This window comes from Pseudarthrobacter sp. SSS035 (assembly GCF_023273875.1).
GTDB lineage: Bacteria > Actinomycetota > Actinomycetes > Actinomycetales > Micrococcaceae > Arthrobacter.
In genome coordinates this window covers 4,422,922-4,449,206 of the sequence record NZ_CP096882.1, presented here as the reverse complement: position 1 = coordinate 4,449,206, position 26,285 = coordinate 4,422,922, and the positions used below count along the sequence as shown (strand labels likewise).

At 66.6% G+C, this 26,285-nt stretch carries 24 protein-coding genes and 2 pseudogenes; 14 read left to right on the top strand and 12 right to left on the bottom strand.

The features are described from left to right. Nucleotides 1–71: 71 nt before the first annotated feature. From ligD to MUN23_RS20615, 3 genes are read right to left on the bottom strand one after another with little or no spacing between them, the layout of a single operon-like run. Entirely contained in the window at nucleotides 72–1,316 is a 1,245-nt protein-coding gene (ligD, locus tag MUN23_RS20625) for a non-homologous end-joining DNA ligase (protein WP_248760813.1), read from the bottom strand. Next, nucleotides 1,313–1,573 carry a hypothetical protein gene (locus MUN23_RS20620; protein ID WP_248760812.1) on the bottom strand — a complete coding sequence of 87 codons (261 nt, stop codon included), beginning with the start codon at nucleotides 1,571–1,573 and terminating at the stop codon, nucleotides 1,313–1,315. The genes ligD and MUN23_RS20620 overlap by 4 nt, the downstream gene beginning before the upstream one ends. Next, nucleotides 1,570–1,971 (bottom strand): RidA family protein, encoded by a 402-nt coding sequence (locus tag MUN23_RS20615; protein ID WP_248760811.1) that lies wholly within the window; start codon nucleotides 1,969–1,971, stop codon nucleotides 1,570–1,572. Before MUN23_RS20615 ends, MUN23_RS20620 begins: the two co-directional genes overlap by 4 nt. 254 nt (nucleotides 1,972–2,225) lie before the next feature. Here MUN23_RS20615 and MUN23_RS20610 point away from each other — a divergent pair, with 254 nt between their 5' ends. The 8 genes from MUN23_RS20610 (at nucleotide 2,226) to MUN23_RS20575 (ending at nucleotide 11,151) form a co-directional block, all read left to right on the top strand. Next, nucleotides 2,226–2,993, top strand: a complete 768-nt coding sequence (locus MUN23_RS20610) for a type II CAAX prenyl endopeptidase Rce1 family protein (protein WP_248760810.1) — start codon at nucleotides 2,226–2,228, stop codon at nucleotides 2,991–2,993. A gap of 130 nt (nucleotides 2,994–3,123) precedes the next feature. After that, the gene (locus MUN23_RS20605; protein WP_248760809.1) at nucleotides 3,124–4,002 is read left to right on the top strand and encodes a MurR/RpiR family transcriptional regulator; all 879 of its coding nucleotides are present in this window, start codon (nucleotides 3,124–3,126) and stop codon (nucleotides 4,000–4,002) included. A 40-nt stretch (nucleotides 4,003–4,042) separates the two neighbouring features. Next, nucleotides 4,043–6,220, top strand: coding sequence for a PQQ-binding-like beta-propeller repeat protein (locus MUN23_RS20600; protein WP_248760808.1), 2,178 nt, complete (start codon nucleotides 4,043–4,045; stop codon nucleotides 6,218–6,220). A gap of 11 nt (nucleotides 6,221–6,231) precedes the next feature. Continuing rightward, a complete protein-coding gene (locus MUN23_RS20595; RefSeq protein WP_248760806.1) occupies nucleotides 6,232–7,197 on the top strand; it encodes a carbohydrate ABC transporter permease in 966 nt (321 codons plus the stop codon). After that, nucleotides 7,194–8,015 carry a carbohydrate ABC transporter permease gene (locus tag MUN23_RS20590; RefSeq protein ID WP_248760803.1) on the top strand — a complete coding sequence of 274 codons (822 nt, stop codon included), beginning with the start codon at nucleotides 7,194–7,196 and terminating at the stop codon, nucleotides 8,013–8,015. The genes MUN23_RS20595 and MUN23_RS20590 overlap by 4 nt, the downstream gene beginning before the upstream one ends. 78 nt (nucleotides 8,016–8,093) lie before the next feature. Next, on the top strand, nucleotides 8,094–9,392 hold the full coding sequence (locus MUN23_RS20585) for an extracellular solute-binding protein (protein ID WP_248760802.1): 1,299 nt from the start codon (nucleotides 8,094–8,096) through the stop codon (nucleotides 9,390–9,392). 2 nt (nucleotides 9,393–9,394) lie between these two features. Then, the gene (locus tag MUN23_RS20580) at nucleotides 9,395–10,531 is read left to right on the top strand and encodes an ABC transporter ATP-binding protein (protein ID WP_248760800.1); all 1,137 of its coding nucleotides are present in this window, start codon (nucleotides 9,395–9,397) and stop codon (nucleotides 10,529–10,531) included. Further along, nucleotides 10,528–11,151 (top strand): HAD family hydrolase, encoded by a 624-nt coding sequence (locus tag MUN23_RS20575; protein ID WP_248760799.1) that lies wholly within the window; start codon nucleotides 10,528–10,530, stop codon nucleotides 11,149–11,151. Before MUN23_RS20580 ends, MUN23_RS20575 begins: the two co-directional genes overlap by 4 nt. 32 nt (nucleotides 11,152–11,183) lie before the next feature. Here the strand turns inward: MUN23_RS20575 and MUN23_RS20570 are convergent, their stop codons facing one another. Continuing rightward, nucleotides 11,184–11,609 (bottom strand): nuclear transport factor 2 family protein, encoded by a 426-nt coding sequence (locus MUN23_RS20570; protein ID WP_248760798.1) that lies wholly within the window; start codon nucleotides 11,607–11,609, stop codon nucleotides 11,184–11,186. 202 nt (nucleotides 11,610–11,811) lie between these two features. On the opposite strand from MUN23_RS20570, the gene MUN23_RS20565 reads away from it, so the two are divergent. Continuing rightward, nucleotides 11,812–12,447 (top strand): dihydrofolate reductase family protein, encoded by a 636-nt coding sequence (locus tag MUN23_RS20565; protein WP_248760797.1) that lies wholly within the window; start codon nucleotides 11,812–11,814, stop codon nucleotides 12,445–12,447. A 22-nt stretch (nucleotides 12,448–12,469) separates the two neighbouring features. Here the strand turns inward: MUN23_RS20565 and MUN23_RS20560 are convergent, their stop codons facing one another. The 7 genes and pseudogenes from MUN23_RS20560 to MUN23_RS20530 form a co-directional block, all read right to left on the bottom strand. Next, nucleotides 12,470–13,294 carry an HpcH/HpaI aldolase/citrate lyase family protein gene (locus tag MUN23_RS20560; RefSeq protein WP_248760796.1) on the bottom strand — a complete coding sequence of 275 codons (825 nt, stop codon included), beginning with the start codon at nucleotides 13,292–13,294 and terminating at the stop codon, nucleotides 12,470–12,472. After that, nucleotides 13,279–14,064: a 2-oxo-hept-4-ene-1,7-dioate hydratase gene (gene hpaH, locus MUN23_RS20555; RefSeq protein ID WP_248760795.1), complete on the bottom strand. Its 786-nt coding sequence runs from the start codon at nucleotides 14,062–14,064 to the stop codon at nucleotides 13,279–13,281. Before hpaH ends, MUN23_RS20560 begins: the two co-directional genes overlap by 16 nt. Before the next feature lie 2 nt (nucleotides 14,065–14,066). Further along, on the bottom strand, nucleotides 14,067–15,164 hold the full coding sequence (gene hpaD / locus MUN23_RS20550) for a 3,4-dihydroxyphenylacetate 2,3-dioxygenase (RefSeq protein WP_248760794.1): 1,098 nt from the start codon (nucleotides 15,162–15,164) through the stop codon (nucleotides 14,067–14,069). Between the two features lie 38 nt (nucleotides 15,165–15,202). After that, nucleotides 15,203–16,735 carry a 5-carboxymethyl-2-hydroxymuconate semialdehyde dehydrogenase gene (hpaE, locus tag MUN23_RS20545; RefSeq protein WP_248760792.1) on the bottom strand — a complete coding sequence of 511 codons (1,533 nt, stop codon included), beginning with the start codon at nucleotides 16,733–16,735 and terminating at the stop codon, nucleotides 15,203–15,205. A gap of 35 nt (nucleotides 16,736–16,770) precedes the next feature. Next, nucleotides 16,771–17,436: a GntR family transcriptional regulator gene (locus MUN23_RS20540; RefSeq protein WP_248760790.1), complete on the bottom strand. Its 666-nt coding sequence runs from the start codon at nucleotides 17,434–17,436 to the stop codon at nucleotides 16,771–16,773. Next, entirely contained in the window at nucleotides 17,429–18,916 is a 1,488-nt protein-coding gene (locus tag MUN23_RS20535; RefSeq protein WP_248760788.1) for a fumarylacetoacetate hydrolase family protein, read from the bottom strand. The genes MUN23_RS20540 and MUN23_RS20535 overlap by 8 nt, the downstream gene beginning before the upstream one ends. A gap of 159 nt (nucleotides 18,917–19,075) precedes the next feature. Next, nucleotides 19,076–19,841: pseudogene (locus tag MUN23_RS20530) on the bottom strand (FGGY-family carbohydrate kinase); the annotation flags it as partial. An 82-nt stretch (nucleotides 19,842–19,923) separates the two neighbouring features. Between MUN23_RS20530 and MUN23_RS20525 the strand changes: the two are divergent. Together MUN23_RS20525 and MUN23_RS20520 are read left to right on the top strand one after the other, a co-directional pair. After that, nucleotides 19,924–20,331 (top strand): annotated as a pseudogene (locus MUN23_RS20525) (ROK family protein); the annotation flags it as partial. A gap of 243 nt (nucleotides 20,332–20,574) precedes the next feature. Further along, nucleotides 20,575–21,930, top strand: coding sequence for an LssY C-terminal domain-containing protein (locus tag MUN23_RS20520; protein ID WP_248764162.1), 1,356 nt, complete (start codon nucleotides 20,575–20,577; stop codon nucleotides 21,928–21,930). A 71-nt stretch (nucleotides 21,931–22,001) separates the two neighbouring features. Here MUN23_RS20520 and MUN23_RS20515 read toward each other — a convergent pair whose 3' ends face one another. Beyond that, nucleotides 22,002–22,490, bottom strand: coding sequence for a CPBP family intramembrane glutamic endopeptidase (locus tag MUN23_RS20515; RefSeq protein WP_248760786.1), 489 nt, complete (start codon nucleotides 22,488–22,490; stop codon nucleotides 22,002–22,004). 223 nt (nucleotides 22,491–22,713) lie between these two features. On the opposite strand from MUN23_RS20515, the gene MUN23_RS20510 reads away from it, so the two are divergent. From MUN23_RS20510 to MUN23_RS20500, 3 genes are all read left to right on the top strand, one after another. Then, on the top strand, nucleotides 22,714–23,727 hold the full coding sequence (locus tag MUN23_RS20510) for a LacI family DNA-binding transcriptional regulator (RefSeq protein WP_248760784.1): 1,014 nt from the start codon (nucleotides 22,714–22,716) through the stop codon (nucleotides 23,725–23,727). 107 nt (nucleotides 23,728–23,834) lie between these two features. Then, complete coding sequence (araB, locus tag MUN23_RS20505) at nucleotides 23,835–25,550, top strand: ribulokinase (RefSeq protein ID WP_248760783.1); 1,716 nt, start codon at nucleotides 23,835–23,837, stop codon at nucleotides 25,548–25,550. Then, entirely contained in the window at nucleotides 25,547–26,251 is a 705-nt protein-coding gene (locus MUN23_RS20500) for an L-ribulose-5-phosphate 4-epimerase (RefSeq protein ID WP_248760781.1), read from the top strand. Before araB ends, MUN23_RS20500 begins: the two co-directional genes overlap by 4 nt. The last annotated feature ends 34 nt before the right edge of the window (nucleotides 26,252–26,285 follow it).

Genomic DNA, 26,285 nt, shown 5'->3' with positions numbered 1-26,285 from the left:
ACATTTTTGCAGAGATGGGGGAAACGCTGAAGACCCGCTCGACGCGCGCACGTCCGGTTTCCGTTACGGTGTCAGGATCCCGGGCGCCCGGGCCACTCCTTGCCGGCCCACGGGTCGTAGTCGGCGATGAGTTCCTCCTGTGGCGGACGCACCGGTTCGGGGACGTGCTGCAGGTTCACCCGCACCCGGTACCAGAGTGAGCTTGATCCGCGCATCCCATCGACGAGCACATCGGCGGGGTGCAGGGTCGGGGTGACGTCCGCATGCCGGGACTTCCACTCATCGAGTGCCGCGAGCGCCTCGGGCTTGGTCCTGGTGCGGGCCACCTCGATAAGCGGCATCAGCGAGAGCCGGCGGCCGGAGCCGTCACCGCTGCGGGGCGCCTTCTCAGCGGGGCCGAGCTCGGCCGCCAGAGCCAGCAGCCCATCGAGGGTGCCGACGGCGTCGTCGATGCCTGCGTGGGGGTCGCCCACCTCGGCGAAGCGCCCGGGCACCGTGCGGACCGTGAACTGCTCCGGCCGGATGGAGCGGACCTCATCCCAGGTGAGCGGCGTCGAGACCCGGGCATCGGGCAGGGGCCGGATCGAGTACGCGGATGCCACGGTCCGGTCCTTTGCGTTCTGGTTGAAATCGACGAACACACTCTCGCCGCGCTCCTCCTTCCACCAGCGCGCGGTAGCGAGGCCGGGAGCGCGGTTTTCGACCTCGCGGGCGAGGGTCTCGGCGGCGAGCCGCACCTCGCGGAACGACCACTGCGGCGCGATGCGCACCAGGATATGCAGCCCGCGCGATCCGCTCGTCTTCGGCCACCCCACCAGCCCGACGTCGTCGAGCACCTCCCGTACGACATACGCGACATCAACGATCTGGACCCAGTCAACGCCCGGCATCGGATCGAGGTCCACCCGGAGTTCGTCCGGGTGTTCGAGGTCCTCGGCGCGCACGGGATGCGGGTTGAGGTCCAGGCAGCCAAGATTCACCACCCACGCCAGGCCCGCGGCATCCCGGATGACGGCCTCCTCGGCTGATGTCCCGGACGCGTAGTGCAGCGTTGTTGTGTCGATGAAGTCGGGGTGGTTTTCGGGCACGCGCTTTTGGAAGAACGGTTCAGCGTCGATGCCCTTCGGGAAGCGCTTGAGCACCATCGGCCGGCCGCCGGCGCCGCGCAGCGCACCATCCGCGACGGCGAGGTAGTAGCGGACCAGGTCGAGCTTCGTCAGCCCAGGCTCGGGGAAAACCACCTTGTCAGGACTTGAGATGCGCACCTCGGTGCCGGCAATGTCGAGGATCTCGGCCGGGGTCTTCGACGGGTTCATGCCGCCACGCTAGCAACGATTGGATGCCCCAACCAGACCCGTTGAGGGAATAGCCGCCGACATTTCGCGGCCAGGGCAGCGAACGCGGCATTGAATGCCAGCGGCAGCACGATCAGCAGCACACCGGCCGCAACGGTGGTGGCCACCGGCGCGCCACTGGAGCCGAACACGACGTAGCCGCGGTCGTCGTCGACGATTACATTGGCGGTGACCGTCCAGCGAGGGCTTGACCAACTCCTCGCCGGGATCCCCGTCACCGCATAACGGCGGCGACCGCGCTGATCTCGACCAGTGCGCCGGGTACGCCCAGCGCCGCGACACGCGCTCCGGTCACCAGGGCCGGTTCGTCGGACGCGAGTTCCGATGCTATCGCTCCGTACGCCGCCGCGAGGTCCACGCCATCGACGAAGAGCACTGTCCACTGCACAACGTCGGCGAGGGTCGCGCCGGCCGCGGCGAGCGCAGTCCTCGCGTTCTCGAGGGCGCGGGCAGACTGTACGGCCACGTCGTTCTCTCCGACGAGTGAACCGTCGGCGTCGACCGCGTTCTGGCCGCCGACGTAGATGGTGGTGGCGCCGGGCGGCACGATGGCGACATGGCTGAAGGCCGGGCTCGAAACGAGCCCCTGTGGGCGGATGCGCTGTATGGATGCCATGCCTGTATGTTCTCACCGACCGATGGCCGGGGCGACCCTCGAAACATAGCGAAAGCTTCAACGGGACGGCTGCTGACCGCCTTGAAGCATTGCGCCACCGTTCATGCGCAGTTTGCACACGCCGATACCCTGGCAGATACGCTCAATCAGTCGCGCGGCCAGTGCGTATGCCGCGCCGTGAAGAATGCCGATCCATTACGCCTGGAACGAAGCGACGCGGCGGAGTGTGGGGAACCATGGCGGGAGATCAGTTCATGAAAAGCGCACCCGCCGCTCTCCGGATTCAGTATTCGGACCGGAACCTGTCGTGGTGGCCCGTCCTGCTGTTCCTTCCAGCCCGGGCCCTCCTGTCCTTCCTGGCGCAGATAACAACGGCCGGTATCCTGTGGGCCACGGGCGACATGACTCCCTGGGAATCCTCCCGTGGTTGGTGGACCGTCTACGGAACACTCACCGACGCGGGGTGCCTGGTCCTGCTGGTGCTGCTGCTCCGCCGGGAAGGACTGCGCCTCCGCGACGTGTTCGGTCTCACTCGCACCAACTTGGGCCCTCAACTGCGTGCCATTCCCGTGTACTTGCTGGCCCTGCTGCCCGCCGTCGCGGCCGCAAGCCTGGCCACCCTTCCCTTCTACGGGCCCGGAGCCCTCCCGCCCCAGGTCACGGCCATTCACCTGCCGGTGTGGGCTGCCATCTACAGCAGCACCCTGTGGCCGGTGATCTGGGCGTTCACTGAAGCCCTGGTCTACCTCGGCTTCCTGCTGCCACGCCTTCAGGCGTTCACGGGCAGTGCCTGGAAGGGGGCGGCCATCGTTGTCTGCTTCTGGAGTGCACAGCACCTGGTGATCCCCTTCATTCCCGACGGAACCTACCTCATCTCACGGTTACTTAGTGCTCTCCTGGTCACCGCAGGCCTGACACTGACATTCGTGCTGCTGCGCCGCCGGCTCCTGGCCTCCACCGCCGTCCACTGGCTCAGCGACGCCTCCACCGCGATCCTTGCCGCCTTCGTCCTCACCCGCTGACAACGAGTGGGCGGCCAAGCCCACGAAGACTGTGAAACTATGTTTCCCACCGAAGGCGTCCATGAAATATTTTTTCTCCGTTTACCTTTGTGCCTTTCGCCGTTGACCTGGCATCCGTAGCTTTCTTGGTGTGACAACAACACAGCAAGTACCGGCCACAGCCCACCGCGAGCAGTTCCTGGAAGCGGTGCGGGAAAACCTCGCGTCCTTCACCGCGGTGGAACTGAGGATCGCCAAGGCGATGCTCAACGATCCTGCCGGACTGATCAACCAGTCCATTGGCCAATTCGCGGTAGTGGCCGGTGTTTCCGCGGCGTCGGCGGTGCGCTTCTGCCGGGCCATGGGGCTCGCCGGTTTCCAGGAACTCAAGCTGACCCTGAGCCGCTCGGCGCCCACACAGGCGGTCCGGACGGCAACGGACGTCGACGCCGGGGACTCGCCGGAGTCAGCAAGCCGGAAGGTGGTGCTGGGGTCGGCGGAGGCCCTGGCCACGGCGGCCGGCAACATCGATCATTCGGTCATTGCTGCCGCGGCGGGAGTGCTCGGCGAAGCCCGCAGGGTCCTGGTGGCCGGCATCGGTACGTCCGCTCCGCTGGCCGCGGATGTGGCCTATCGGCTGGCCTTGATCGGCGTGGACGCTGTGTTCCCGGCGGACGCGCACGTCCAGCATGTCATGGCGAGCCACCTCACGGCCGGGGATGCCTGCCTGGTGGTCTCCCACACCGGTTCCACCGTGGAAACGCTTGCCGTCGCCGGTGCCGCCCGCGACGCCGGGGCCACGGTGCTGGCGGTCACCAGCTTCGCCGCAACACCCCTGACCGATATCTCCGACCATGTGGTTGTCGCCGGCAGCCAGGAAACCGCCTATCGCGTGGACGCCATGACCAGCCGCGTGGTCCACCTCGCCGTCCTCGACGCCCTCGTTGTGGTGCTGGCGCACGCCTCGCCCGGGCGGTCCGAGACCCTGGCGTCGAGCAACGAAATCCTGGCCCGCGGCCACCGAATCTAACCCTCCATCCCAACACCAACCTCATTCCCTGGAGACACCCATGCCCAAATTCATCCATGGCCTCGTGACGGACGGCGCCGGAGCGCCGTTCCCCGGTGTCGCCGTCACCAACGGCTGCGACGTCGTCATAACGGACGACGTCGGAGCGTTCAGTCTGGAGCCCGCCGGGCAGTTCATCGCCCTCACCCGCCCCACGGGCTGGACCACCGACCGCTGGTTTGCCCGGATCGACGCCGACCCGGCTGGGGAATCGGCCATCACTTTCGTGCTGGAGCCGGACGAACAGCCGCTGCCTTACCAGTTCATGCACATCACGGACACACACATCGATGCCAAGCGCGAGTCCGAATGGTCCTTCGACTACGGCCGCCTCACCCAGGCCAGCCAGCTCAAGGAGTTCCTACAGGACCTTCCGCAGCTGTCCCCGGCAAGCCGGTCGGTGATCATCACCGGAGACCTCGTTGATCACGGCAGCCCCGACGAATTCGTTGAGCTCATGGATGCTGTGGCGGACGCCCCGGTCGCGGTCAACCTCGTGCCCGGCAACCACGACCACATGCACACGGGCCTCAAGGGCCTGGTCTCGCGCAACAACTACATCATCAACGACGGCAACCCGGAGCTCTACGAAGCCATGGTGGGCCCCCGCTGGTTCTCCTACGACGTCGCGGGACTGCACGTAGTGGTGATGGACTGGCACACCCACGAGCTCGGCCTGGACCACACCGCCCAGGAGGAATGGCTCCGGAACGACCTCGCGGCAGCGGGGGAGGACACCCCGTACATCCTCTGCATGCATGACCAGCCGGGCCACTCCATCATGGACAGGCTGCCGCGCAAGCCCCTGGCCACGTTCTCCGGCCACTGGCACACCTCCCGGGTGGTGGACATCGACGGCGTCCTGCACGTCAACAGCCCTACACCGTTCTTCGCCGGTCTGGACTACTCGCCGCCGATGTTCCGGGAAGTGCTCTGGGACGGCACGGAGATCACGCTCAACTCACGCACCATGCCGGCGCGCTACCTCCACAACCCCGAGCACGCCTTCGATGTGGACAAGGCCACCTTCGCCGGTTACAACGCCAAGCCCGAACAGCCGCAGGTCCGCTGGCGGCACCAGCTGGCCGGTGCCGGGCACCGTGCAGGAGTTGCTGTTGCGGACGGCATGGTCCTGGCCGGGTCCCAGATCGAGGACAAGCCCGCGGGCAGTGTGGAGGCGCTCGACGCCGCCACCGGCAGCCTGCTGTGGCAGGCCCGCACGGCGTCAGCGGTCAAAACCACGCCCCTGAAGGTGGGTGGCACCGTGGTGGTCGCAGAGGTCAACGGTGCAGTCGCTGGACTCGACGCCGCCACGGGTGAGCGCGTGTGGACCACACCGTCCACCGACCCGTACCGGCGCTTTGCCTGGCAGTCGCCGGTAGCCTCGGAAGGGATCGTGGTCCTGGGCGACCAGAGCGACCTCCGTGCCCTCAATGCCGCCACCGGCGAGGTCCTGTGGCGCAGGACCGATCTGTCCCCGCACCACAACATCGTCACCCACTCCAGTGTGCTGATCCTCGGACGGACAGTGGTGGTTGGCTTCTGGCCGACGCCCAACGCGCCGATCGCCGTCGACCTCCACACCGGCGAATCCCTGTGGGCCGTGCCGGCCCTGAAAGATGACCCTTGGGAGACCGCGCGGAAGCTGCGTGTGACAGGCACCGCCGTCTTCGACGCCGCCGACGACAGCATTCTCCTTCCCGCCATCGCCGGCACCGTCAAGCTGGACCGCGCAAGCGGGCGTGTGCTGTGGACGGCGGACCATGAGGGCGGGTACAGCCCGTCAACACCCGTCGTCACGCCTGACGGATACGTCGTCACGGTCACCGGCCGCGGGATCCGGATGCTGGACCGGGAAACCGGTGCCCAGCTCTGGGACGTCGCCGTGGACGGAGTCGCGCCCTTCCCCATGACCGCCTACCGGAAGAAAGCCCATCCTGTCATGGCGGCACCTTTGTATGTCGTGGCAGAGGACGCCCTCCTGCTCCCCGGACTCGACGGCGTCATCCGGCGCTATCGCCTCAACGGCACCCCGGCGGATGAGTTCCGGATCGGCGTCCCACTCGCCGCCCCGCTGGTAGCTGCCGACGGCGGATACCTGACGGTCGGCGTCGACGGCGGCGTCCTGTCGCTGGACCTGCCCTCGGGCCCGCGAGCGGAAATCGGCGCCACATCATGACAACGCCCGCGATGAAAGAGCGACCCTCGCTTGAACAGCAGGCGGCCGGAGATAGTCCAGCGCCGGTCGATGGGCTGGCACCGGTCAATGGGCTGGCGCAGCGAACACCGCGCGCGCCCAGGCCCAGCCCCACGCCCTACCTGCTGCTTCTACCGGCGCTGCTGGGCATGCTGTTGTTTGTCTACGGCCCGGCGCTGTTGTCCCTGGTAGGCAGTTTCTTCATCATCCCGCTGTCCAAGGGGCCCTGGAAGTTCGCCGGGCTGAGCAACTACCAGTCCGTGCTCAGCGACCCCCTGATCCAGCAGGCCGCGTGGAACACGCTTATCTACTCGGTGGCGACGATCGTTCCGTCCATGGTGCTGGGACTGCTCCTGGCGCTCCTGATGGAGCGGCTGGGCCGCCGGGGCTGGCTGGCCAAAACTGCACTCATCCTGCCCATGACGGCCAACATGGTGGCGATGGCGGTGGTTTTCAAATGGATCTTCGCCCTGCAGGGCGGCCTGGCCAACCAGACCCTGGCCATTGTCGGGCTGGCCCCCGTCAACTGGCTCGAGGAGGCTGAAACCTCGCTGCCCACCGTGATCCTGGTGGGACTGTGGCGGGCAACATCCCTGTGCACCCTGCTGTTCATGGCCGGGCTCACCACCATTCCCGGCTCCATCCACGAGGCCACCGCGGTGGAGGGAATCCGCGGCTTAGCGAAGCTCCGCACCATCATCCTGCCCATGCTCAAGCCCACGGTCGTGTTCGTCTCGGTCCTTTCAATCACTGGTGCGGCGCAAGTGTTCGAAATCGTCCATGTGATGACCGACGGCGGACCGCTGGGCAGCTCGGAGGTGGCCATGACCGCCGCCCAGCGGGTCGGCTTCGAGTATTTCCGCGTGGGCGAAGCCTCTGCCATGTCCTTCACCCTCATCGCCATCCTCCTGACCATCGGCATCATCGGCCGAGGCCGCAGCCCCAAGGAAGAGTCATGAACCGTCTCTATAAGCCGCTCGGACTGGTTCTCGGAGCCGTTGCCGTCATCCTCGCCTTGTTCCCCTTCTACTGGATGCTCCGCACTGCCGTGGCGCCCGCCGACGGCAACGCGCTGACCGGGCTGAGCCTTATCCCGGCAGAGCTGGACCTGTCCAACTTCGCCCGGGCATGGGATCAGGCCAATCTGGGATCCGCGATGCTGAACGGCATTACGGTCACCCTGGGGATTCTCCTGCTTCAGCTTCTGACCTGCATCCCGGCGGCTTATGCCCTCGCGAGGTTCCGTTTCCGCGGAGCCGGAGTCCTGCTGGGCCTCGTGCTGGCCGGCCTCCTCGTCCCGAGCCAGGCCACCCTGATCCCCACCTTCGTGGGCCTGAACCTGCTGGGCCTCGGCGACACCAGGATCGGCCTGGCGCTGCCCTTCGTCACCAGCGCAATCGGAATCTTCATGCTCCGTCAACAGATGCTCTCCATCCCTGACGCCATCATGGAAGCCGCCCGCACCGACGGCCTCGGGCCGCTGCGGACCCTCGCCTCGGTGGTGGTCCCCATGTCCGCGCCCTCGATCGCAGCCTTCTCGATGCTGTCCATCTTCACCCACTGGAACGACTACCTCTGGCCGCTTCTCGTAGCACGCAGCCCGGAAATCATGACACCCCCGCTGACGCTTGCCATGTTCCAGAACGCAGACACAGGCTTCGACTACCCGGCACTCGCCGCCGCCGCCGCCATCGTCACCGCACCTGTCATCATCCTGTTCCTCCTCGCCCAACGGCACTTTGTCCGCGGCATGGCCGGCCCGGAAGTCGCCGGCTAGCCCCTCAAACCATTCCCTCCATCCCCATTCCTCCAACACCTCCCACAGCAGCGCCACCAACTAACCAAGGAAAAACAAATGCGCACCAAAGCAATCGCCACGGCGTCCGTTCTGACCGCCGTCGCCCTGGGCTTGTCCGCCTGCGGAACGTCCACCGAATCCGCCCCCGCCAACCAGGCTGCCGCGGCCTCGGCGATCGACAAGTGCACACCCGCCGGAACCAGTATCAAACTGGCCTTCGCGCCGCAGGGTACGCCCGCCGTCGAGCACGCCAAGAAGGTCATGGAACAGAAGTTCCCAGGGCTGAAAATCGACGCCGTGCCCGCGCAGAGCGGCAACTACTCGGACCTGACCAAGCAGATCGTGGCGGATTCCGCCGTCGGCAAGCGGCCGGACCTCATCATGACCGGCCTCGGGCAGCTGCGTTTCTGGACGGACACGTTCAACCCCGCCACGATTGACCCCGCCACGCTTCCTGACGGTTACCAGAAACAGTTCCTCTCCGCCGGCAAGGTTGGCGACAAGAGCTACCTGGCGCCGTTCCAGATTTCCACCCCCGTGATGCTGGTCAACAAGACGCTGCTGGCAGACGCCGGCATCACTGATCCGGCCAGCATCAAAACCTTCGGGCAAGTGGTCGAGGTCGCCAAGAAGGTCACGGAGAAAACCGGCAAGCCCAGCATCAACATCGCTTCCGACGACCTGCCGGACTGGTTCTCCCAGGCCCTGGTCCAGTCCTCGGGCGAAAAGTTCGTGGCCGACGACGGTTCCTTCGGCTTCAACACGGACAAGGGCAAGGAGGCCATCGGCCTGATCTCCACCCTTGCAAAGGAAAAGCTCGCCCTGAATGTCAAGATGGACGACGGCCAAGCCCAGTTCGTCGCCGGAAACCTGGCTTTCCAGATGGCCACCACGTCCCGGATCGCCCAAGTCTTGAAAAACGCCCCGAAGGACCTCGACTGGACCCCGATCGACCTTCCCGGCCTCAACGGCCCGGAGGGCGCCCTCCCCGCAGGCGGCAACGGCTGGGTGGTCATCTCCGAAGACTCCTGCAAGGCCGCGTTCTCACAGGCCATGGTCACTGAAATGCTGACCAAGGATGCCTCGCTCCTGAGCAGCGGCAAGGACTACAGCTACATCCCGGTCAACAAGCTCGCCACGGAAGAGCTCCTCAAGGGCGACAACATCGCCCCGCAGATGCGTTACGCCTGGACCTACAACAAGGCGCTGACCGTCTGGAGCGGATTCGCCGGAGCCCAGACCGCCCCCATTGTCGACACCCTCCGCACCATGCTCCAGCAGATGGGCACCGGCAAGTCCGCCGAAGATGCAGTGCCGGCAGCAGCAAAAACCATCAACGCGCTTCTCGGGAAATAGGCATGCCCTCCATCTCACTCCAAGACATCTCCAAGCGCTTCGGCAAGGTCACCGCCCTTGACGGTGTCAACCTTGAAATCCGCGACGGCGAAAGCCTGGCCATCCTGGGCCCGTCCGGCTCCGGCAAGTCCTCCCTCCTGCGCATCATCGCAGGACTGGAGGACCCCGACACCGGCCGTGTCCTGCTGGATGGCAAGGACCAGTTGGGCGTCCCCGCACACCGTCGGGACATCTCCATCGTCTTCCAGAACTTCGCGCTCTATCCCCACCTGTCCTCCTTGGGCAACATCACGCTGGGGCTGCGCCATGGCCTTGGCCTGTCCAAGAAGGAAGCCGAACAGCGGGCCCGTGAAACCGCGGCGCGCATGCGCGTGGAAGATCTACTGGACCGGCGGCCCAAGGCGATGTCCGGCGGCCAGCGCCAGCGCATAGCACTGGCCCGGGCACTTGCCCGGCACGCCGGCGTCGTCCTCCTGGACGAGCCCATGTCCGGCTTGGACGCCCAGCTGCACATCTCGCTGCGGGCGGAAATCCACCAGCTCATCAGCCAGGAAGGCGCTACGGGGGTCACCGTGACCCACGACCAGCAGGACGCCATGTCCATAGCCGACCGGATCGCCGTTATGAACCGCGGGCGCATCATCCAGCTGGGAACTCCGGACGAACTCTACGACGAGCCAGCTTCGGCGTTCGTGGCCGGGTTCATCGGGGCACCCCCGATGAACCTGCTGGCAGCCGTCCCTCACCGGCCGGGTCAGCTGGCTTCAGCGTTCGGACGCATCCAGCTCCCGGAACGAGGCCCTGCCGGGACGGATTCCGGGTTGGGTTCCGACGCGAAGGTGGGGATCCGGCCGGAGGATGTCCTGTTGGGCACTCCGGGCCGGGCCGACGCCTGGGCATCGGAAGGGACGGCGATTCTCGTGGAGCCCAACGGTCCGCTGCGGACCGTCCACGTTGATCTGGGAGATGAAGTGGTGCTGCTCTCGTGCCGCCCGGATGAACGCCCGGATCTCCACTCCAGGGTGAGCTTGTGGGCCCTCCCCGAGAAGATCCACTGGTTCAGCGGCCCGGAGGGCCTGCGGGCCGGAACGGCTGCCGGGCTGGGCCTCACGGCGGCGGCAATGGCGGGTGCCGTATGAAATTCCTGTTCGACTGGAACGGCACCATAGCCGACGACGCCGCGCGGGCATGCTTCGCCACCAATGCCGCCCTGGATGCCCTCGGGGCGCCGCGCATCGCCTCGGCCGATTTTGACCGCAAGTTCATCCTCCCGATGGACGAGATGTTTCTCCGGCTCGGTGTTTCCGGGGACGACCTTGCAACGGCGGCATCCCACTGGAACAAGGCCATGGCCTCACGGAACGCACCGATCCGCGGCGGTGCGGCCACATTCCTCCGGACCCTGCACGCCGCCGGCGAGTACTGCGCCGTCATCTCCGCGGCCGGAAAGCAGTATCTGCGCGACGAGCTGGAGTACTTCGGCCTGACGGACTGCTTCGACGAGGTCCTCACCGGCGCCACGGACAAGGTCACGGCACTGGAGGGCCTGCGGCAGGAAGGACAGGCGCTCTACTTCGGCGACACGGAATACGATATCGCCAGCGCCGTCGCCTCAGGGTGCATCGCCGTCGGGGTTCTCAGCGGATACTGCCCCGAAGACCGGCTGCGGGCTGCCGGAGCGCGGCACATCATCACGGACTACGAAGGAATGGACGGGGTCAGCGCACGTACGCTCTTCGGCAGCTACGTGACGCCATAGCTTCCTAAACGTGGCGAAGCTCCGGTCAGTCGCTAACTGACCGGAGCTTCGCCATTGAACGGCGGACGAGCGTGGACGAACCACTCATCGTCGATGCCCAAGCGGCGTCGTTCCTCCCATGTGTCCTCGTAGACCCGCCATTCGGTTAGCCCCTCGTGGGCGGCAACAGCCGTCCACAGCGCAGGTCCCTCGAGAGCGGGGAATCCCGGACACACGGTGTGGCCGACGATGGTGACTCTGTTCCCGCGGGCCAAGACGGCTTCGAAGATGTTCCGGTACCCGGGAAAGGAATCGAAGAAGCTGCGCCAGGCCTCGATGCAGACAGTCTTGCCGATGAAGGCGTTGCCGTCGGTGTCGATAAAGGAATGGTCGTTGGCCATGAGCCGCGCAAGCCCCGTCAGGTCTCGCGCGTTGATGCACTCGTTGAACCCCATGGCCAGTGCGGCGGCGTCGTCCATGCCGGAACGCTACCACCCGGCGACTGAAGGGCGGAACCGGGTGTTGGCGGTGGGTGGGGAACGCGACGTCGGTCGCGTGGGCACGCGACATGCTGCGCCCGAGCGGGTCCCCAACCGGTGAGCCAACGCGGCCCCCTTGAACGTCTGAGCGCGGCAGGGCTAGCACTGCCGGCACGGGCGCCGATCAATCGAGGAGACAGCCATGGGCGAGACGACTGCAGAGGCGGCCTCAGCGGACCTGATGGTTGACCTGATCATTTCCCTGGACGGGTATGCCTCGGCCGAGGGATGGCCAGGCTGGTGGGGTCTGGAGGGGCCGGAATACCTGGCTTGGCTCGGGCAGGAGGGGGAGAAGGACTACACCTTCCTCCTCGGGGCGAACACCTACCGGCTGATGTCCAGCATGTCGGAGGAGGCCGCGGCCGACGCCTCCAGCTTCTCCGAGGATGAAGGGGCAAGCCTGACCGGCCTTGCCGCCGTGCCCAAGGTCGTCTTCTCCTCCACCCTGCAGGAGCCCCTGACGTGGCCGAACACGGAGCTGGTCACCGGGGACGCGGTCCAGGCCGTGGCGGAGCTGAAACGGACCAGGACCGGAACCCTGAGCACCCTGGGCAGCCTCAGCCTCTGCCGGTCTCTGCTGACCGCTGGCCTCGTGGACAGGTTCCGGTTGGTCGTCTTCCCGGTGATTACAGGCAGCACCGGCAGGGAACGGATCTACGACGGCTATCCGGACATCTCGCTCGAGATGGTGAACAGCAGGACCTTCGACGGTCGGCTTCAGCTGCTCGAGTACATCCCCACCGTACTCAGCGGTCCGCCGGGTCGCGGTCCCACCTGAGCCAATCCGTGGGGTTCCCGCGTCAGTAGCTGGCGGGGGTTTCGCCGTCGGAGGGCTTAGTGAACGCGGCGGCCAGTGCCTCGGAGCCGCGGGCGAGGATGGCGACGTCGGCGCCCACCAGGACAAAGGCGGCGCCGGCCGCCAGGTAGCTGCGGGCGGTGTCCGGGTTGAAGGCGTTCACCCCGGCCGGTTTCCCGGCCGTTTTTGCGGCCGCAAGGCAGTGTTCGACGGCGGCGCGCACCTTGGGGTGTTCCTGCTGTCCCAGCACGCCCATCGAAGCCGCGAGGTCGGAGGGCCCAAGGAAGATGCCGTCCACACCGTCCACGGCCAGGATCTCTTCGACGGCCTCTACGGCCGCCGTCGATTCGATCTGCACGGTGACGCTGACGGTTTCTGACGCCCGGGCGAGGTAGTCCTGGACACGGTTCCAGCGTGAGGCCCGGGCCAGGGCGGATCCCACGCCGCGGACGCCGTGCGGCGGGTAGCGGGTGGCGGCCACCGCAGCTTCCGCCTCCTGCACCGAGTTCACCATCGGGACCAGCAGGTTCTGCACTCCCAGGTCCAGGTACTGCTTGATCAGCACGGTGTCGTTGACCGGCGGCCGGACCAAGACCTGGACCGCGTAGCCGTTGGCCGCCTGGAGCTGGGCCAGGATGGATTCGAGGCCGTTGGGGCTGTGTTCGGCGTCGACCAGGAGCCAGTCCAAGCCGGATCCGGCGCAGAGCTCGGCGATCAGCGGGCTGCCGGAGCAGACCCACATTCCCGCCAGGGGGCGGTCAGCCGCGGCGAGGGCGTCGCGGAACGTGTTCGCGTACTCAGGATTACCGGGTTCTACTCGAAGCGGCATGTGATGGCCCCCAATGGTCCGTAGTCGGCGTGGACGGTGTCGCCCTTGTACACCCAGAGCGGGCGGGTGAAGGAGCCGGCGAGGATGATGTCCCCGGCTTTCATCCCATCGCCGTGGGCAGCGATCTTGTTGGCGAGCCAGTGCACGCCGTTGGCGGGGTGGTCCAGCACGCCGGCGGCAACACCGGTTTCCTCCACGGTCTGGTTCTTGTAGAGGATGGCCGCGACCCAGCGGAGGTCCACGGCGTCGGGCTTTACGGGGTTGCCGCCGATCACCATGGCGCCCATCGCGGCGTTGTCCGCGATGGTGTCCACGATGGTTCGGCCCTCCATTTCGATCCGGGAGTCGAGGATCTCGAGAGCCGGAACCACGTAGTCGGTGGCGTCCAGGACGTCGAAGATGGTGCAGCCGGGTCCGGCCAGGTCCTTCTTCAGCACGAACGCCAGCTCCACTTCCACCCGGGGGTGGGTGTAGTGGTCCCATTCCACCGAGCAGCCGGTTTCGAGGACCATGTCATCGAAGATGGCGCCGTAGTCCGGTTCGGTGATGCCGGTGGCGGACTGCATGGCCTTGGAGGTGAGGCCGATCTTGCGGCCCACCAGCTTGCGGCCGGCGTCCTCGTTCCGCCGCCGCCACAGCTGCTGCACGGCATAGGAGTCCTCCACCGTCATCTCCGGGTAGCGGGCCGTGAGGCGGGGGACCGGGGTGCGGGTCCGGGCGGCCGCCAAGAGTTCGTCGGCAATGGCCTCAATCGTTTTCGCGTCCAGCATGGCTACAGCTGCGCCCCGAGCTTGAAGCCCGTTTTCTGTTCAACGGCGCCGGCGCCTTCTCCTTCTGTTTTGCGGGTATAGGAGAAGCCGTCGGCACCCACGGTGACCGCCATTTCGCTCTTTTCCTCACGCACGACGACGGGCTGCGGCTTACCGTCGAGGTCCAGGACCAGGGAGGCCTCGGTGTACCAGGACGGGACCACGGGGTTGCCCCACCAGTCGCGGCGCTGGTTGTCGTGCACGTCCCAGGTGACGACGGGGTTGTCGGGGTCGCCGGTGTAGTAGTCCTGGGTGTAGATCTCGATCCGGTGGCCGTCGGGGTCCAGGATGTAGAGGTAGAACGCGTTGGAGACCCCGTGCCGGCCGGGGCCGCGTTCAATCCGGTCGCTGATGCGCAGGGCGCCCATCTTGTCGCAGATCTGGATGATGTTGTGCTTTTCGTGCGTGGCGAACGCGATGTGGTGCATCCGCGGGCCGTTGCCGCCGGTCAGGGCGGTGTCGTGCACGGTCTGCTTGCGGTGCATCCAGACCGCGTACGTGACGCCGTCGGAGTCCTGGATGTCCTCGGAGACTCGGAAGCCGAGGTCCTCAAGGTATTTGCGACCGCGGGGCACGTCCGGGGTGACCTGGTTGAAGTGGTCCAGGCGGACCAGTTCGCCGGCGGAGTAGAGGTCGTAGCGCTGGGTGAGGCGCTCCACATGCTCCACGTCGTAGAAGAACTCGTAGGGGAACCCCAGCGGGTCCTCCACGCGGACGGAATCGCCCACGCCCTTGGTGAAGCCCTCCTTGCGGCGTTCGGTGCGGCAGCCCAGTTCCTGGTAATAAGCCTCGGCGGTGTCCACTTCGGCGGGGGACTTCACCCGGTAGGCAAAGGCGGCGACGGCGGCGATGGGTCCCTTGCGGAGCACCAGGTTGTGGTGGATGAACTCCTCCAGGGAGCGCAGGTAGATGTTGTTCTCGTCTTCCTCGGTCACGTGCAGGCCCAGGACGTCCACGTAGAACGCACGGGATTTGGCGAGGTCGGTCACCACGATCTCCATGTACGCGCAGCGGACGATGTCCGGAGCCGGAACTGTGGGGGTAGGAACGAAGTCGGTCATGGGATTCTCTCTTCTTTGAAAGGGGCCTTGAAGCGCTGTTAGGCGCCGAATTTGGGGGTGTGGCCGAATTTCGGAGTATGAACCGCGCCGAGGGTGATGTGGACGGCCTGCTGGTCGGTGTAGAAGTCGATGGAGCGGTAGCCGCCTTCGTGGCCCAGGCCGGAGGCTTTGACGCCGCCGAACGGGGTGCGGAGATCACGGACGTTGTGGCTGTTCAGCCACACCATCCCGGCCTCGACGTTCTGGGAGAAGTTGTGGGCGCGGGTCAGGTTCTGGGTCCAGATGTAGGCCGCGAGCCCGTAGCGGGTGTTGTTCGCCAAGGCCAGCGCCTCGTCGTCGTTCTCGAACGGGGTGATCGCGACGACGGGACCGAAGATCTCCTCCTGGAAGATCCGCGCGTCGGGGGCGACGTCGGCGAAGACGGTGGGTGCGATGTAGTTGCCCTCCGGGAGGTGGTCGGGGCGGCCGCCGCCGGCCAGGAGGCGGCCTTCGGACTTGCCGATCTCCACGTAGGAGGCCACCTTCGCATAGTGCTCAGGATGGACCAGGGCCCCCACCTCGGTCTTGGGATCGTGCGGGTCCCCGACCACGATGTTTTTGGCCCGGGCGGCGTACTTTTCGCAGAACTCGTCGTAGATGGCGCGTTCGACGAGGATGCGGGACCCGGCGGTGCAGCGTTCGCCGTTGAGGGAGAAAACCCCGAACAGGGCGGAATCGATCGCGGCGTCCAGGTCGGCGTCGGCGAACACCACGCACGGTGACTTGCCGCCGAGTTCCATGGACAAGCCCTTAAGGTTTGCTGCAGCGTTGCGGAAGATCGTCTGTCCCGTGGTGGTCTCGCCGGTGAAGGAGATCAGCGGGACGTCGGGGTGTTTGACCAGTGCATCGCCGGCCTCCTCGCCGAGGCCGTTGACGAGGTTGAACACACCGTCCGGGAGGCCGGCGTCCTTGAAGATCTGCGCCCAGAGCGAGGCTGACAGGGGCGTGAATTCGGCCGGCTTCAGGACCACGGTGTTCCCCGTGGCCAGTGAGGGGGCGAGTTTCCAGGACTCGAGCATGAAGGGCGTGTTCCAGGGGGTGATGAGGCCGGCGACGCCGATCGGCTTGCGGTTCACGTAGTTGATCTGGGCGCCGGGGACCTTCATGGCGTCGTCGAACTGGGCGACGATCAGGTCCGCGAAGAAGCGGAAGTTCTCGGCCGCGCGCAGCGCCTGGCCTTTGGCCTGGGTGATCGGCAGGCCGGTGTCGAAGGTTTCGAGTTCGGCGAGGCGGGCTTCCTGGGCCTCGACGGCGTCGGCGATCCTGTTCAGGATCCGGGCGCGTTCGCGCGGCTTCATCCTTGGCCACGGGCCGTTGGTAAAGGCTTCGCGGGCGGCGGCCACGGCGAGGTCGATGTCCTCCTTCTGGCCGGCCGCGGCGGTGGCGTAGTTCCGGTTCGACACCGGGTCCAGGACATCGAAAGTCGCTCCGTTCACGGAGTCAACGAACTTGCCGTTGATGTAGTGCTGGATGTGGGTGGGGAGGTCCTGCGGCACGTAATGGTTCGTGGTCTGTTCGGCGGTGAACGTCATTGTTGTTTCCTTACTGCGGGTGTGGCCGGTTCGGTTCAGATGTTCTTGGCCTGGGCGAGGTACGCGTCCAGGGTGGCGGAGCGGTGCCGGCGGGCGGATTTCTCAATCTCTTCCGCGCCGGCGCCGGCTTCGATGAGGCGGAGCAGCGCTTCGTGCTCGTCCACCGATTCGTGGGCACGGCCCGGAACGAAGCGGAACGTCGAGGTCCGGAGCGAGGCGAGCCGGTTCCAGCCCCGGTGGACCAGGTCCAGGATGTGCGGGTTGGGGCAGCGCTCAAAGAGGATGCTGTGGAAGTCCTGGTTCAGCGCCGTGAACCGGACCGGGTCGAAGTGCTGGAGGCTTTCCCGCATATCCTCGTTCACCGCCCGGGCGCGTGCAATGTCCGCCGGGCCAATCAGCGGCGCGGACAATGCGGTGGCGGCTCCTTCGACGATGCTCAGGGTCTGCATCGTGTAGAGGTACTCGGTCGGGTCGATCCCGGAGACCGTCGCGCCGACGTTCCGCTCGAACGTCACCAGTCCTTCGGCCTCGAGGCGCCGGATCGCTTCCCGGACCGGGACCACGCTGACGCCCAGATCCTTGGCGATGGCTGCCAGGACCAGCCGGTAGCCGGGGGAGTAGGTACCGTCCACGATCCGTGCCTTGACGGCGACGTAGGCCTGCTCTGATTTGCTGCCTGTAGCCATCAACGTCTCAGTCATTGGCTTTGCCTGCTTCCCATGCCTCGTACTTCATCCGCCAGGCGGCATTCAGCGGGTAGAGGCCGTCCACGCTGTGGCCCTGTGCCACCATTTCCGCGATAAAGGTCTCCTCACGCTCCTGGATGATGGAGTCGTCCGCGAGCTCGTCGGCGAGTGCCGGCGGGATCACCAGGATGCCGTCCGAGTCCGCGACGATGATGTCGCCGGGCTGCACGGTGGTGCCGCCGCAGGCGATGGTGATGTCCGTGTCCCACGGGATGTGCCGGCGGCCCAGGACAGCGGGGTGCGGGTTGGCGTAATAGGTGGGCATGTCCATCGCGGCCACCGCGGAAAAATCGCGGACGCCGCCGTCGGTGATGATGGCCGCGGCCCCGCGGACCTGGGCGCGCAGGGCCAGGATGTCACCGATGGTGCCAGTGCCCTTCTCTCCGCGGGCCTCCATGACCAGGATCTCGCCCTCGATGACGGAGTCGATGGCCTTCTTTTGGGCGTTGAAACCGCCGCCGTGGGTCTTGAACAGGTCCTCGCGGTTGGGCACATATCGCAGGGTCCGGGCCAGGCCCACAATCCGCTTCTCCGGCCGGGTGGAGGTCAGGCCGTCGATGCTGACGTTGTTCAGGCCCCGCTTGCGCAGCTGCGAAGAGAGCGTGGCGGTGCAGACGCTTTCCAGCTTCGCCTTCAGCTCGGGGGTCAGGATAGGCCCGACGGCGGCAGCCTCCACGGGTGCAAGGCCCGCCGCTGCGCGCGAACCGTACGCCTCCTCCCGCTGCGCGTCATCAGCCTGGGGCTGCGCACCAAAGTCAGCGAACGCCGTCGTGCCTTCCTCCACCCGGGTGACCAAGCGCCCGGTGCTCAACCCACCAGCGCTGACCTCAACCTCGACGACGTCGCCCGGGTTTGCCACGGAGGCGCCGGCCGGGGTGCCGGTCAGGATGATGTCGCCCTCCTCGAGGGTCAGCAGCTGGGACAGGTCCGCAACGAGCCGCGCGAACGGGAAGAGGAGGTCCGCGGTGGTGTCGTCCTGGACCAGATCGCCGTTGTGCCAGGAGCGGATCCGCAGTTGGGCCGGATCCACGGCATCCGCGGCGATCAGCCCCGGACCGATCGGGGTGAAGCCGTCGCCGCCCTTGGACCGGAGGTTGGAGCCCTTGTCCGCATAGCGGAGATCGTAGACGCCGAGGTCGTTGCTGGCGGTCACCCACTCGACATGGCTCCAGGCGTCCTCCACACCGACGCGTCGGGCGGGCTTGCCGATGATCAGGGCGACCTCGCCCTCAAAGCCGAGGAGTTCGCAGCCGGCCGGGCGCTCCACCACGGAAGGGGCTGCTGCCGAACCATGCGCCAGCGAGGACGGCGGCTTCAGGAAGTAGGACGGCTGCTCCGGCGTGCGGCCACGCTGGGCCGCCCGGCTGGGGTAATTGATGTGCACCGCGATGACCTTGCGGGCCGCGGCCAGGGTGTGCTCGGTGACCTGATCCAAGATTACTCCTCATCGAGTACGAAATCGTATACGAAGTAATATTGCAGATATCCCTTGCGGCGTCAATGGGTATGTTGCTCACGGGCTGAGCGCATGAGCCCCGGGGATCGCTGGACGAAGTGGTCCCGGGGCCCATGAATGGAGTTGTACCCCTCAGTGCTAGCTGAACGTCGGAGGAACAATAGCCCGGCTGTCCGCATCAATATGCTGACACGCCCGCAGGTACTGCTCGCCGATGACGGGCCTGAAGTCCGGTTCCGGTGCCGCCGTGAGCGCAACGGGCCACTCGGGACGGGTTCCCGACAGTGCCCAGGCAGCCTGTACCGCGGCGCCCCGGGCCACATACTCGCCGGGGCTTGGCACGACAACCGGCAGGTCAAACACCTGCGACGCGATCTTCTGTAGCGCCGCGTTCTGCACGGCTCCGCCGATCAACAGCAGCCGCCGTGCCGGATAGCCCAGGGCCTGCAAGGCCGCCAGGCCACCGGACAATCCGCACAGCATCCCCTCGATGGCTGCGCGGGCAAGGTTGCTGCGGGTGGCAGACGCAATGCTGAGGCCATGCAGGCTGGCTTTGGCGTGCGGCAGGTTGGGGGTGCGTTCCCCCCTTAAAATACGGCAAGAGCACTACGCCGCCTGCCCCGGGCTCAGCGTCCAGCGCCAGCCGGGAGAGCTCATCAAAACCGACATTCAGAAGCGCGGCCATGGAGCTCAGCACCCTGGCGGCGTTCAGCGTGACGGCGATGGGCAGGTAGGCGCCGCCCGCATCTGCAAAGCCGGCCACTGTTCCGCTGGGATCATGGCCCGGTTCGGAAGCGACGGCGAAGACCGTTCCGCTGGTACCCACAGAGACCACCACATCGCCGGGCCTGGCTCCTAGGCCCAGGGCTGCCGCTGCGTTATCCCCGGCGCCGGCGCCGAGCAGGATTTTCCACCCGTCCGCCGCCACCTGCGCCGTCGTCGGTACCGGAGCCTGCGCCGGGGTTGCTCACGGCAAAACAGTGTGGATGAACACGGCCGGCGGCTTCCCCCGCAGCCAGGACGCGCGGCAGGATTATCGTGGGGAACTGGGGCACACCTTTGTTCGCTCGGACGGCCAGACCTGCCATTGCGGTGCGTCCGGCTGCCTCGAAACCGAGGTGTCGCAGTCCCGGCTTTTTGACCTGGCAGGGCTCGGCGGCGGCGACACCAGCCAGCTCGAAGCGGCGCTCCGCGCGGCGGACAGCGCCGAGCTGGCCGGGGAGATCGCCCGCCAGGTGGGCTATTTGGGCATCACCCTGCGCAACGCGGTCAACACGTCCAACCCGGACGCCATAGTCCTCGACGGGTTCCTGGGCATTCTCCACGAACTGTCCCCTGACACACTGGACAGCCTGCTCCGCACCCAGGCCCTGGACGAGGCGGCGGGCCGCGCCAGGATCTACCGTGCCGCGCTGGGCTCCGATCTTATGATGATCGGGGCCGCGGAGCTGGCCTTCACCCGACTGCTCGCGGACCCGTGGGCGGGTCAACAAGAGCGACGTGGCGCGGGGCCCCGTGAACGAAACTCGCGCGTCAAACTAGGCGTGGAGACCTGCCTTGGCGGCGGGCCTGGCAGGCAGCAACAGCGTTTCTTTCAGCACGTTGCCCCGCGTGACGGCTCCAGTAGGATGTCGGTCATGGCCAAGCCTGCGCTGAAGGTCCCCGCAATCGGCGTTTCACGTGCGGTGCTGGATACCGTCTGGGACCGTTTGTTTTTCCTGGTCGGCGGGGTCTCGGCCGTGTGGCTGTCCTACCTGCTGCTACGGCTCAGCTTCGAGTGGGGCTGGGCGCAGCTCTGGTTCGCCTTCGTCTTCTGGGCCCTTCTCGCGTACCTGGTACTGCCCCGGCTGCACCGAATCCTGACCCGGCTCTACGTCCCGGACTATTTCATCGGGCGGGCCCGGACCAGCGACGGGCTGCTGGGCGACCCCGTGAACGTTGCGCTGCTCGGCTCGGAAGCCCAGATCCATGGCGTGATGCGCCGGGCCGGATGGACCATCGCCGACGACGTTACACTCGCCAGCAGCTGGCGGATCGTGGCATCCACCATCCTGCGCCGCAGCTACGACGAGGCGCCGGTGAGCCCGCTCATGCTGTTCGGGCGCCAACAGGACTTCGCCTACCAGCAGGAGGTGGACCGGAATCCAGGCAAGCGCCACCACGTCCGCTTCTGGCGCTGCTACCCCGGCTGGCTCCTTCCCGGTGGGCACGCAGTGGACTGGCTGGCCGCCGGGACCTATGACCGGAGTATCGGGTTCTCCCTGTTCACCCTGCAGATCACCCACAAGATCGACGAAGACACAGACGACGAGCGCGACCATATCGTCTCAAGCATCCTCGATGCCGACCCCACGGCAGAGGTACGGATGATCCGGGACTTCTCCACGGGCTACCACACGCGCAACGGCGGGGGCGATACGATCACCACCGACGGCGACCTCCCCATCGTGGGCCTGGGACGGGTGGAGGTGCCGTCGGATGCCGCCGGACACCCGGCCAGCGACAGCCGGAACAAGCGGCCGGGACCCACCATCGTCGGGGCACTCCTCGCCGGCGCCCGGGCCGTGGCCGCCCTCGTCGCGGTGGCGGCCGGATTCCTGTCCCCGGACGAACTGCTGCAGGGCATCACCATCCAATCCGACGGTGACTCCAGCCTGACGGCGGCCCAATCTGAGATGGTCCTGTACGCGGGTTTGGGCTTCGTGGGCCTCGTTGCCCTGGGCGAACTCCTGCTGGCCTGGTTCGTCTTCCTGGGCAGCAACCGGGCCCGCGTCACCGCCATGGCCCTGAGCACGCTGGCCATCGCCGCCCAGGCAATCGACGTGCTGAACGGCGGCTCCCTGGCGACCCTGGAGGCAAACCTGCCCGGGCTCACCCTGGACATCCTCCTGATCCTGGCCCTTTCCAGCGAAAGGGCCCGCATTTACGCGCGGCGGGACCGCAAGGAGCCCAAACGGGATTCAACGCGCCCCGGCGGCCGCGCAGCGTTCTGAACCCGCAAGGCGCCGGGCTATTCGATGACCACCACATAGAAGTGGACCCGGCCTGGGAAACTACACCCGCATCAACAGAATCGACACGGACAGGCGGGTAGCGGCCCGGACCAGCTCGTGCTGAACCAGCCGGGCACGTGGGTGCCGCTGATCGGCAGCCCGAAGAGACCCTGGGACATGTTCCAGCCAAGGTGCAGGCCAAGGGGCAGCCACACGCTGCGGGTCGCAAGGAAAGCGACAGCATAAATCACCCCGCCCGGGCCAGTACCGAAAGCGCTGATGGCAGATGCACCCTCGTTCCCCAGATGCGCGGCACCAAAGAGGACTGCGGTGGCCAGGACCGCGATCCAGCGACCCGACGCGACCCGGGACAAGAGCACCGCCAGGCCACTGAGGAGCAGCACACGGAAAAGAAATTCCTCCAACGCCGCAGCGCCCAGAAGCTTGAGCAGGACATCAGTGACGAACGATGGCCCCGTCAGCGTCCCGGGACCGAGCCGGATCACACTCAGCGCAAGCTCGGCCAGGAACATTGAACCGGAAACGACTGGAGCATCCACGGACTGAACTCTTCAGCAAAGAATGTTCCGAACCTTGAACCGGCCGCACATAACACTGGACGCCCGGGCCTGGACAGAGAATAACACCGGATAACTCCACCGGGACGAAGAGATTCCGACGGTTCTCACCAAGGCCGCCGCGTCCACGGCAGACGACTCGTGAAAATGACAGCGGCCATAGAATGTTGGACACCACCTTGTCTTCCACCGAAGGGTCCCTCACATGGGCAACACCATTGACCGACGCCAGCCACGCCTGGAAGACGTGGCAGCGCGGGCAAAGGTGTCCCACCAGACGGTCTCGCGGGTCATCAACAACCACCCCAATGTCAGCAGCGCCACCCGGGAAAAAGTGGAGGCGGCCATTGCTGAACTCGGCTACCGGCGCAACACCGCCGCCAGAAGCCTGGTCACCCGGCGTTCGCAGACCATCGGCGTGCTCGCGGCCGAAATGGGGCAGTACGGTCCTGCCAGCACTCTCCTCGGGGTCCAGCAGGCTGCCCGGGAGGCTGGCTACTTTGTGAGCATCGAAGCCATCAAGGAGGCCGGAGCGGAGGCCATCTCGGACGCCGTCAGCCATCTCACGGACCAGGGCGCGGACGGGATAATCGTCATTGTGCCCCACGACGGCACCGTCCAGGCGCTGGAGGGCCTGACCCTGGACGTACCCGTGATTCTTGTGGGTGCCCCCGGCCGGGGGCTCTTCAGCGGAGCGTTGGTGGACCAGAAGCTTGGCGCGCGCCTGGCGGTCTCGCACCTGATCGACCTGGGCCACCGCCGGATCGGCCATGTTTCCGGGCCCCAGGACTGGGTGGACGGCAGGTCCCGTGCCGAGGGGTGGGGTGAGCGGCTCCGCGAAGCCGGCCTGCCCGATGACCTTTTGATCGAAGGCGACTGGAGCGCCGGCAGCGGGTACCGGATCGGCCGGCAGCTTGCCGCTGAGCGCACGGCTACGGCCCTGTTCGTTGGCAATGACCAGATGGCCCTGGGCCTGCTGCGCGCCTTCAGCGAAGCGGGGGTCCGCGTGCCCGAGGACGTCTCCGTGGTGGGCTTCGATGACCAGCCTGAGTCGGGCTACTTCACGCCGCCGCTGACCACCGTGCGCCAGGACTTCGAGGAACTCGGCAGGCGCTGCATGGGCGTTATGCTGAGCGCCCTTGAGGGCGGCGCGGGCGCAGGCACCGTCATGGTGGAGCCGGAACTGGTTGTCCGCAGGAGTACGGCCGCTCCCGCCTGATTCTCTCCTGATCTTCCCAGCCATAACCCCGACACTTGACGTCCCAATTGTTAGCGCTCACAATTGGATCAATCCGCGCACACCGGACCAGCTATTTGGAGGACTTCATGGACGTCACAGTGGACGGCACAGACAACTACGTCATCGGCGTGGACTATGGAACGCTTTCGGGACGGGCCGTTGTGGTCCGGGTCCGTGATGGCAAGGAACTGGGCAGCGGTGTCTTCGACTATCCGCACGCCGTGGTCACGGATACCCTGCCGGCGGATGTAGCGGGCGACGGCGGCGCCCGGCTTCCCGGGGAATGGGCCCTGCAGGTGCCGAACGACTACCGCGACGTCCTCCGCCACGCCGTCCCCGCAGCGATCGCGGACGCCGGGATCAACCCGGCAGCCGTCGTCGGCATCGCCACCGACTTCACCGCCTGCACCATGGTGCCCGTCAAGGCCGACGGCACCCCGCTGAACGAACTGCCCGGCTTTGCCAGCCGCCCGCACGCCTATGTGAAGCTATGGCGGCACCACGCCGCGCAGCCGCAGGCGGACAGGATCAACGAACTCGCCGCCGAGCGAGGCGAGGCATGGCTGCCGCGCTACGGCGGGCTCATCTCGTCCGAATGGGAGTTCGCCAAGGGCCTGCAGCTGCTGGAGGAGGACCCGGAAGCCTACGCCGCCATGGATCACTGGGTGGAGGCGGCCGACTGGATCGTCTGGCAGCTTTGCGGCCAGTACGTTCGCAACGCCTGCACCGCCGGTTACAAGGGCATCTACCAGGACGGCCGGTACCCCTCCGAGGACTTCCTCGCCGCGCTGAACCCGGCGTTTAGGGACTTCGTCAGCACCAAACTCGAACACACCATCGGCCGCTTGGGCGATGCCGCCGGCTACCTCACGGCTGAAGCCGCCGGATGGACGGGATTGCCTGCGGGCATCGCCGTCGCGGTGGGCAACGTGGACGCCCATGTCACGGCCCCGGCTGCAAAGGCAGTGGAGCCGGGGCAGCTGGTGGCCATCATGGGCACGTCCACCTGCCACGTCATGAACGGCACCGAACTGCATGAGGTGCCGGGCATGTGCGGCGTGGTGGACGGCGGGATCGTGGACGGCCTGTGGGGCTACGAAGCCGGACAGTCCGGCGTCGGCGACATCTTCGGCTGGTTCACCAGCAACGGTGTCCCGCCGGAATACCACCAGGCGGCGGCTGCAGCAGGGCTGGGCATCCACGAATACCTCACCGACCTTGCCGCCCGCCAGGCCATCGGCGAGCACGGACTCATCGCCCTGGACTGGCACTCCGGCAACCGCTCGGTGCTAGTGGACCACGAACTCTCCGGCGTGGTGGTGGGCCAGACGCTCGCGACCAAGCCCGAGGACACATACCGCGCGCTGCTGGAGGCCACGGCTTTCGGCACCCGCACCATCGTGGATGCCTTCCGCGACTCCGGCGTTCCGGTGAAGGAATTCATGGTGGCCGGCGGCCTGCTGAAGAACAAGCTGCTCATGCAGATCTACGCGGACATCACGGGACTGCAGCTCTCCACCATCGGCTCAACCCAGGGCCCGGCCCTGGGCTCCGCCATCCACGCCGCCGTTGCGGCCGGAAAGTACGCCAGTATCCGCGAAGCCGCGGCGGCGATGGGCTCAGAACCCGGCGACGTCTACACGCCGATCCCGGAAAACGTTGCAGCCTACGAGGAACTGTTCCAGGAATACCGGATACTCCACGACTACTTCGGCAGGGGAGCCAATGACGTGATGCACCGGCTCAAGACCATCCAACGCAATGCCACGAAAGCACTCGTTGCTGCCGGAGCCACCGCATGAGCACCGCGACCGCAAAAACACTGGACACCATCGACCGGATCCGGCAGGAGGTCTGCACCCTGCATGCCGAGCTCATCCGCTATGAGCTGGTGGTGTGGACAGCAGGCAATGTCTCCGCGCGCGTTCCAGGCCATAACCTGATGGTCATTAAGCCGTCCGGCGTCTCCTACGATGACCTCACACCCGAGCAGATGGTGGTCACCGACCTGTATGGGGTGCCCGTGGCAGGCGACGCCGACGGTGAGTGGGGCAACCCGGGGCTGTCGCCGTCGTCGGACACCGCCGCGCACGCCTATGTCTACCGGCACATGCCCGACGTCGGGGGAGTAGTGCACACCCACTCCACCTACGCCACGGCCTGGGCGGCGCGGGGCGAAGCGATCCCGTGCGTGCTGACCATGATGGGCGACGAGTTCGGCGGCACCATCCCGGTGGGACCCTTCGCGCTGATCGGTGACGACTCGATCGGGCAGGGCATCGTGGAGACGCTGAAGGACTCCAACTCGCCCGCGGTGCTGATGCAGAACCACGGCCCGTTCACCATCGGCAAGGATGCCAGGGACGCAGTGAAGGCTGCGGTGATGTGCGAGGAAGTGGCGCGGACAGTGCACATTTCCCGGCAGCTCGGCGAGCCGCTGCCGATGGACCAGGCCAAGATCGAATCCCTCTACGCCCGCTACCAGAACGTCTACGGCCGCTAGCCGGCCCGGACCCCCGCACTTCACCGGACTTTCA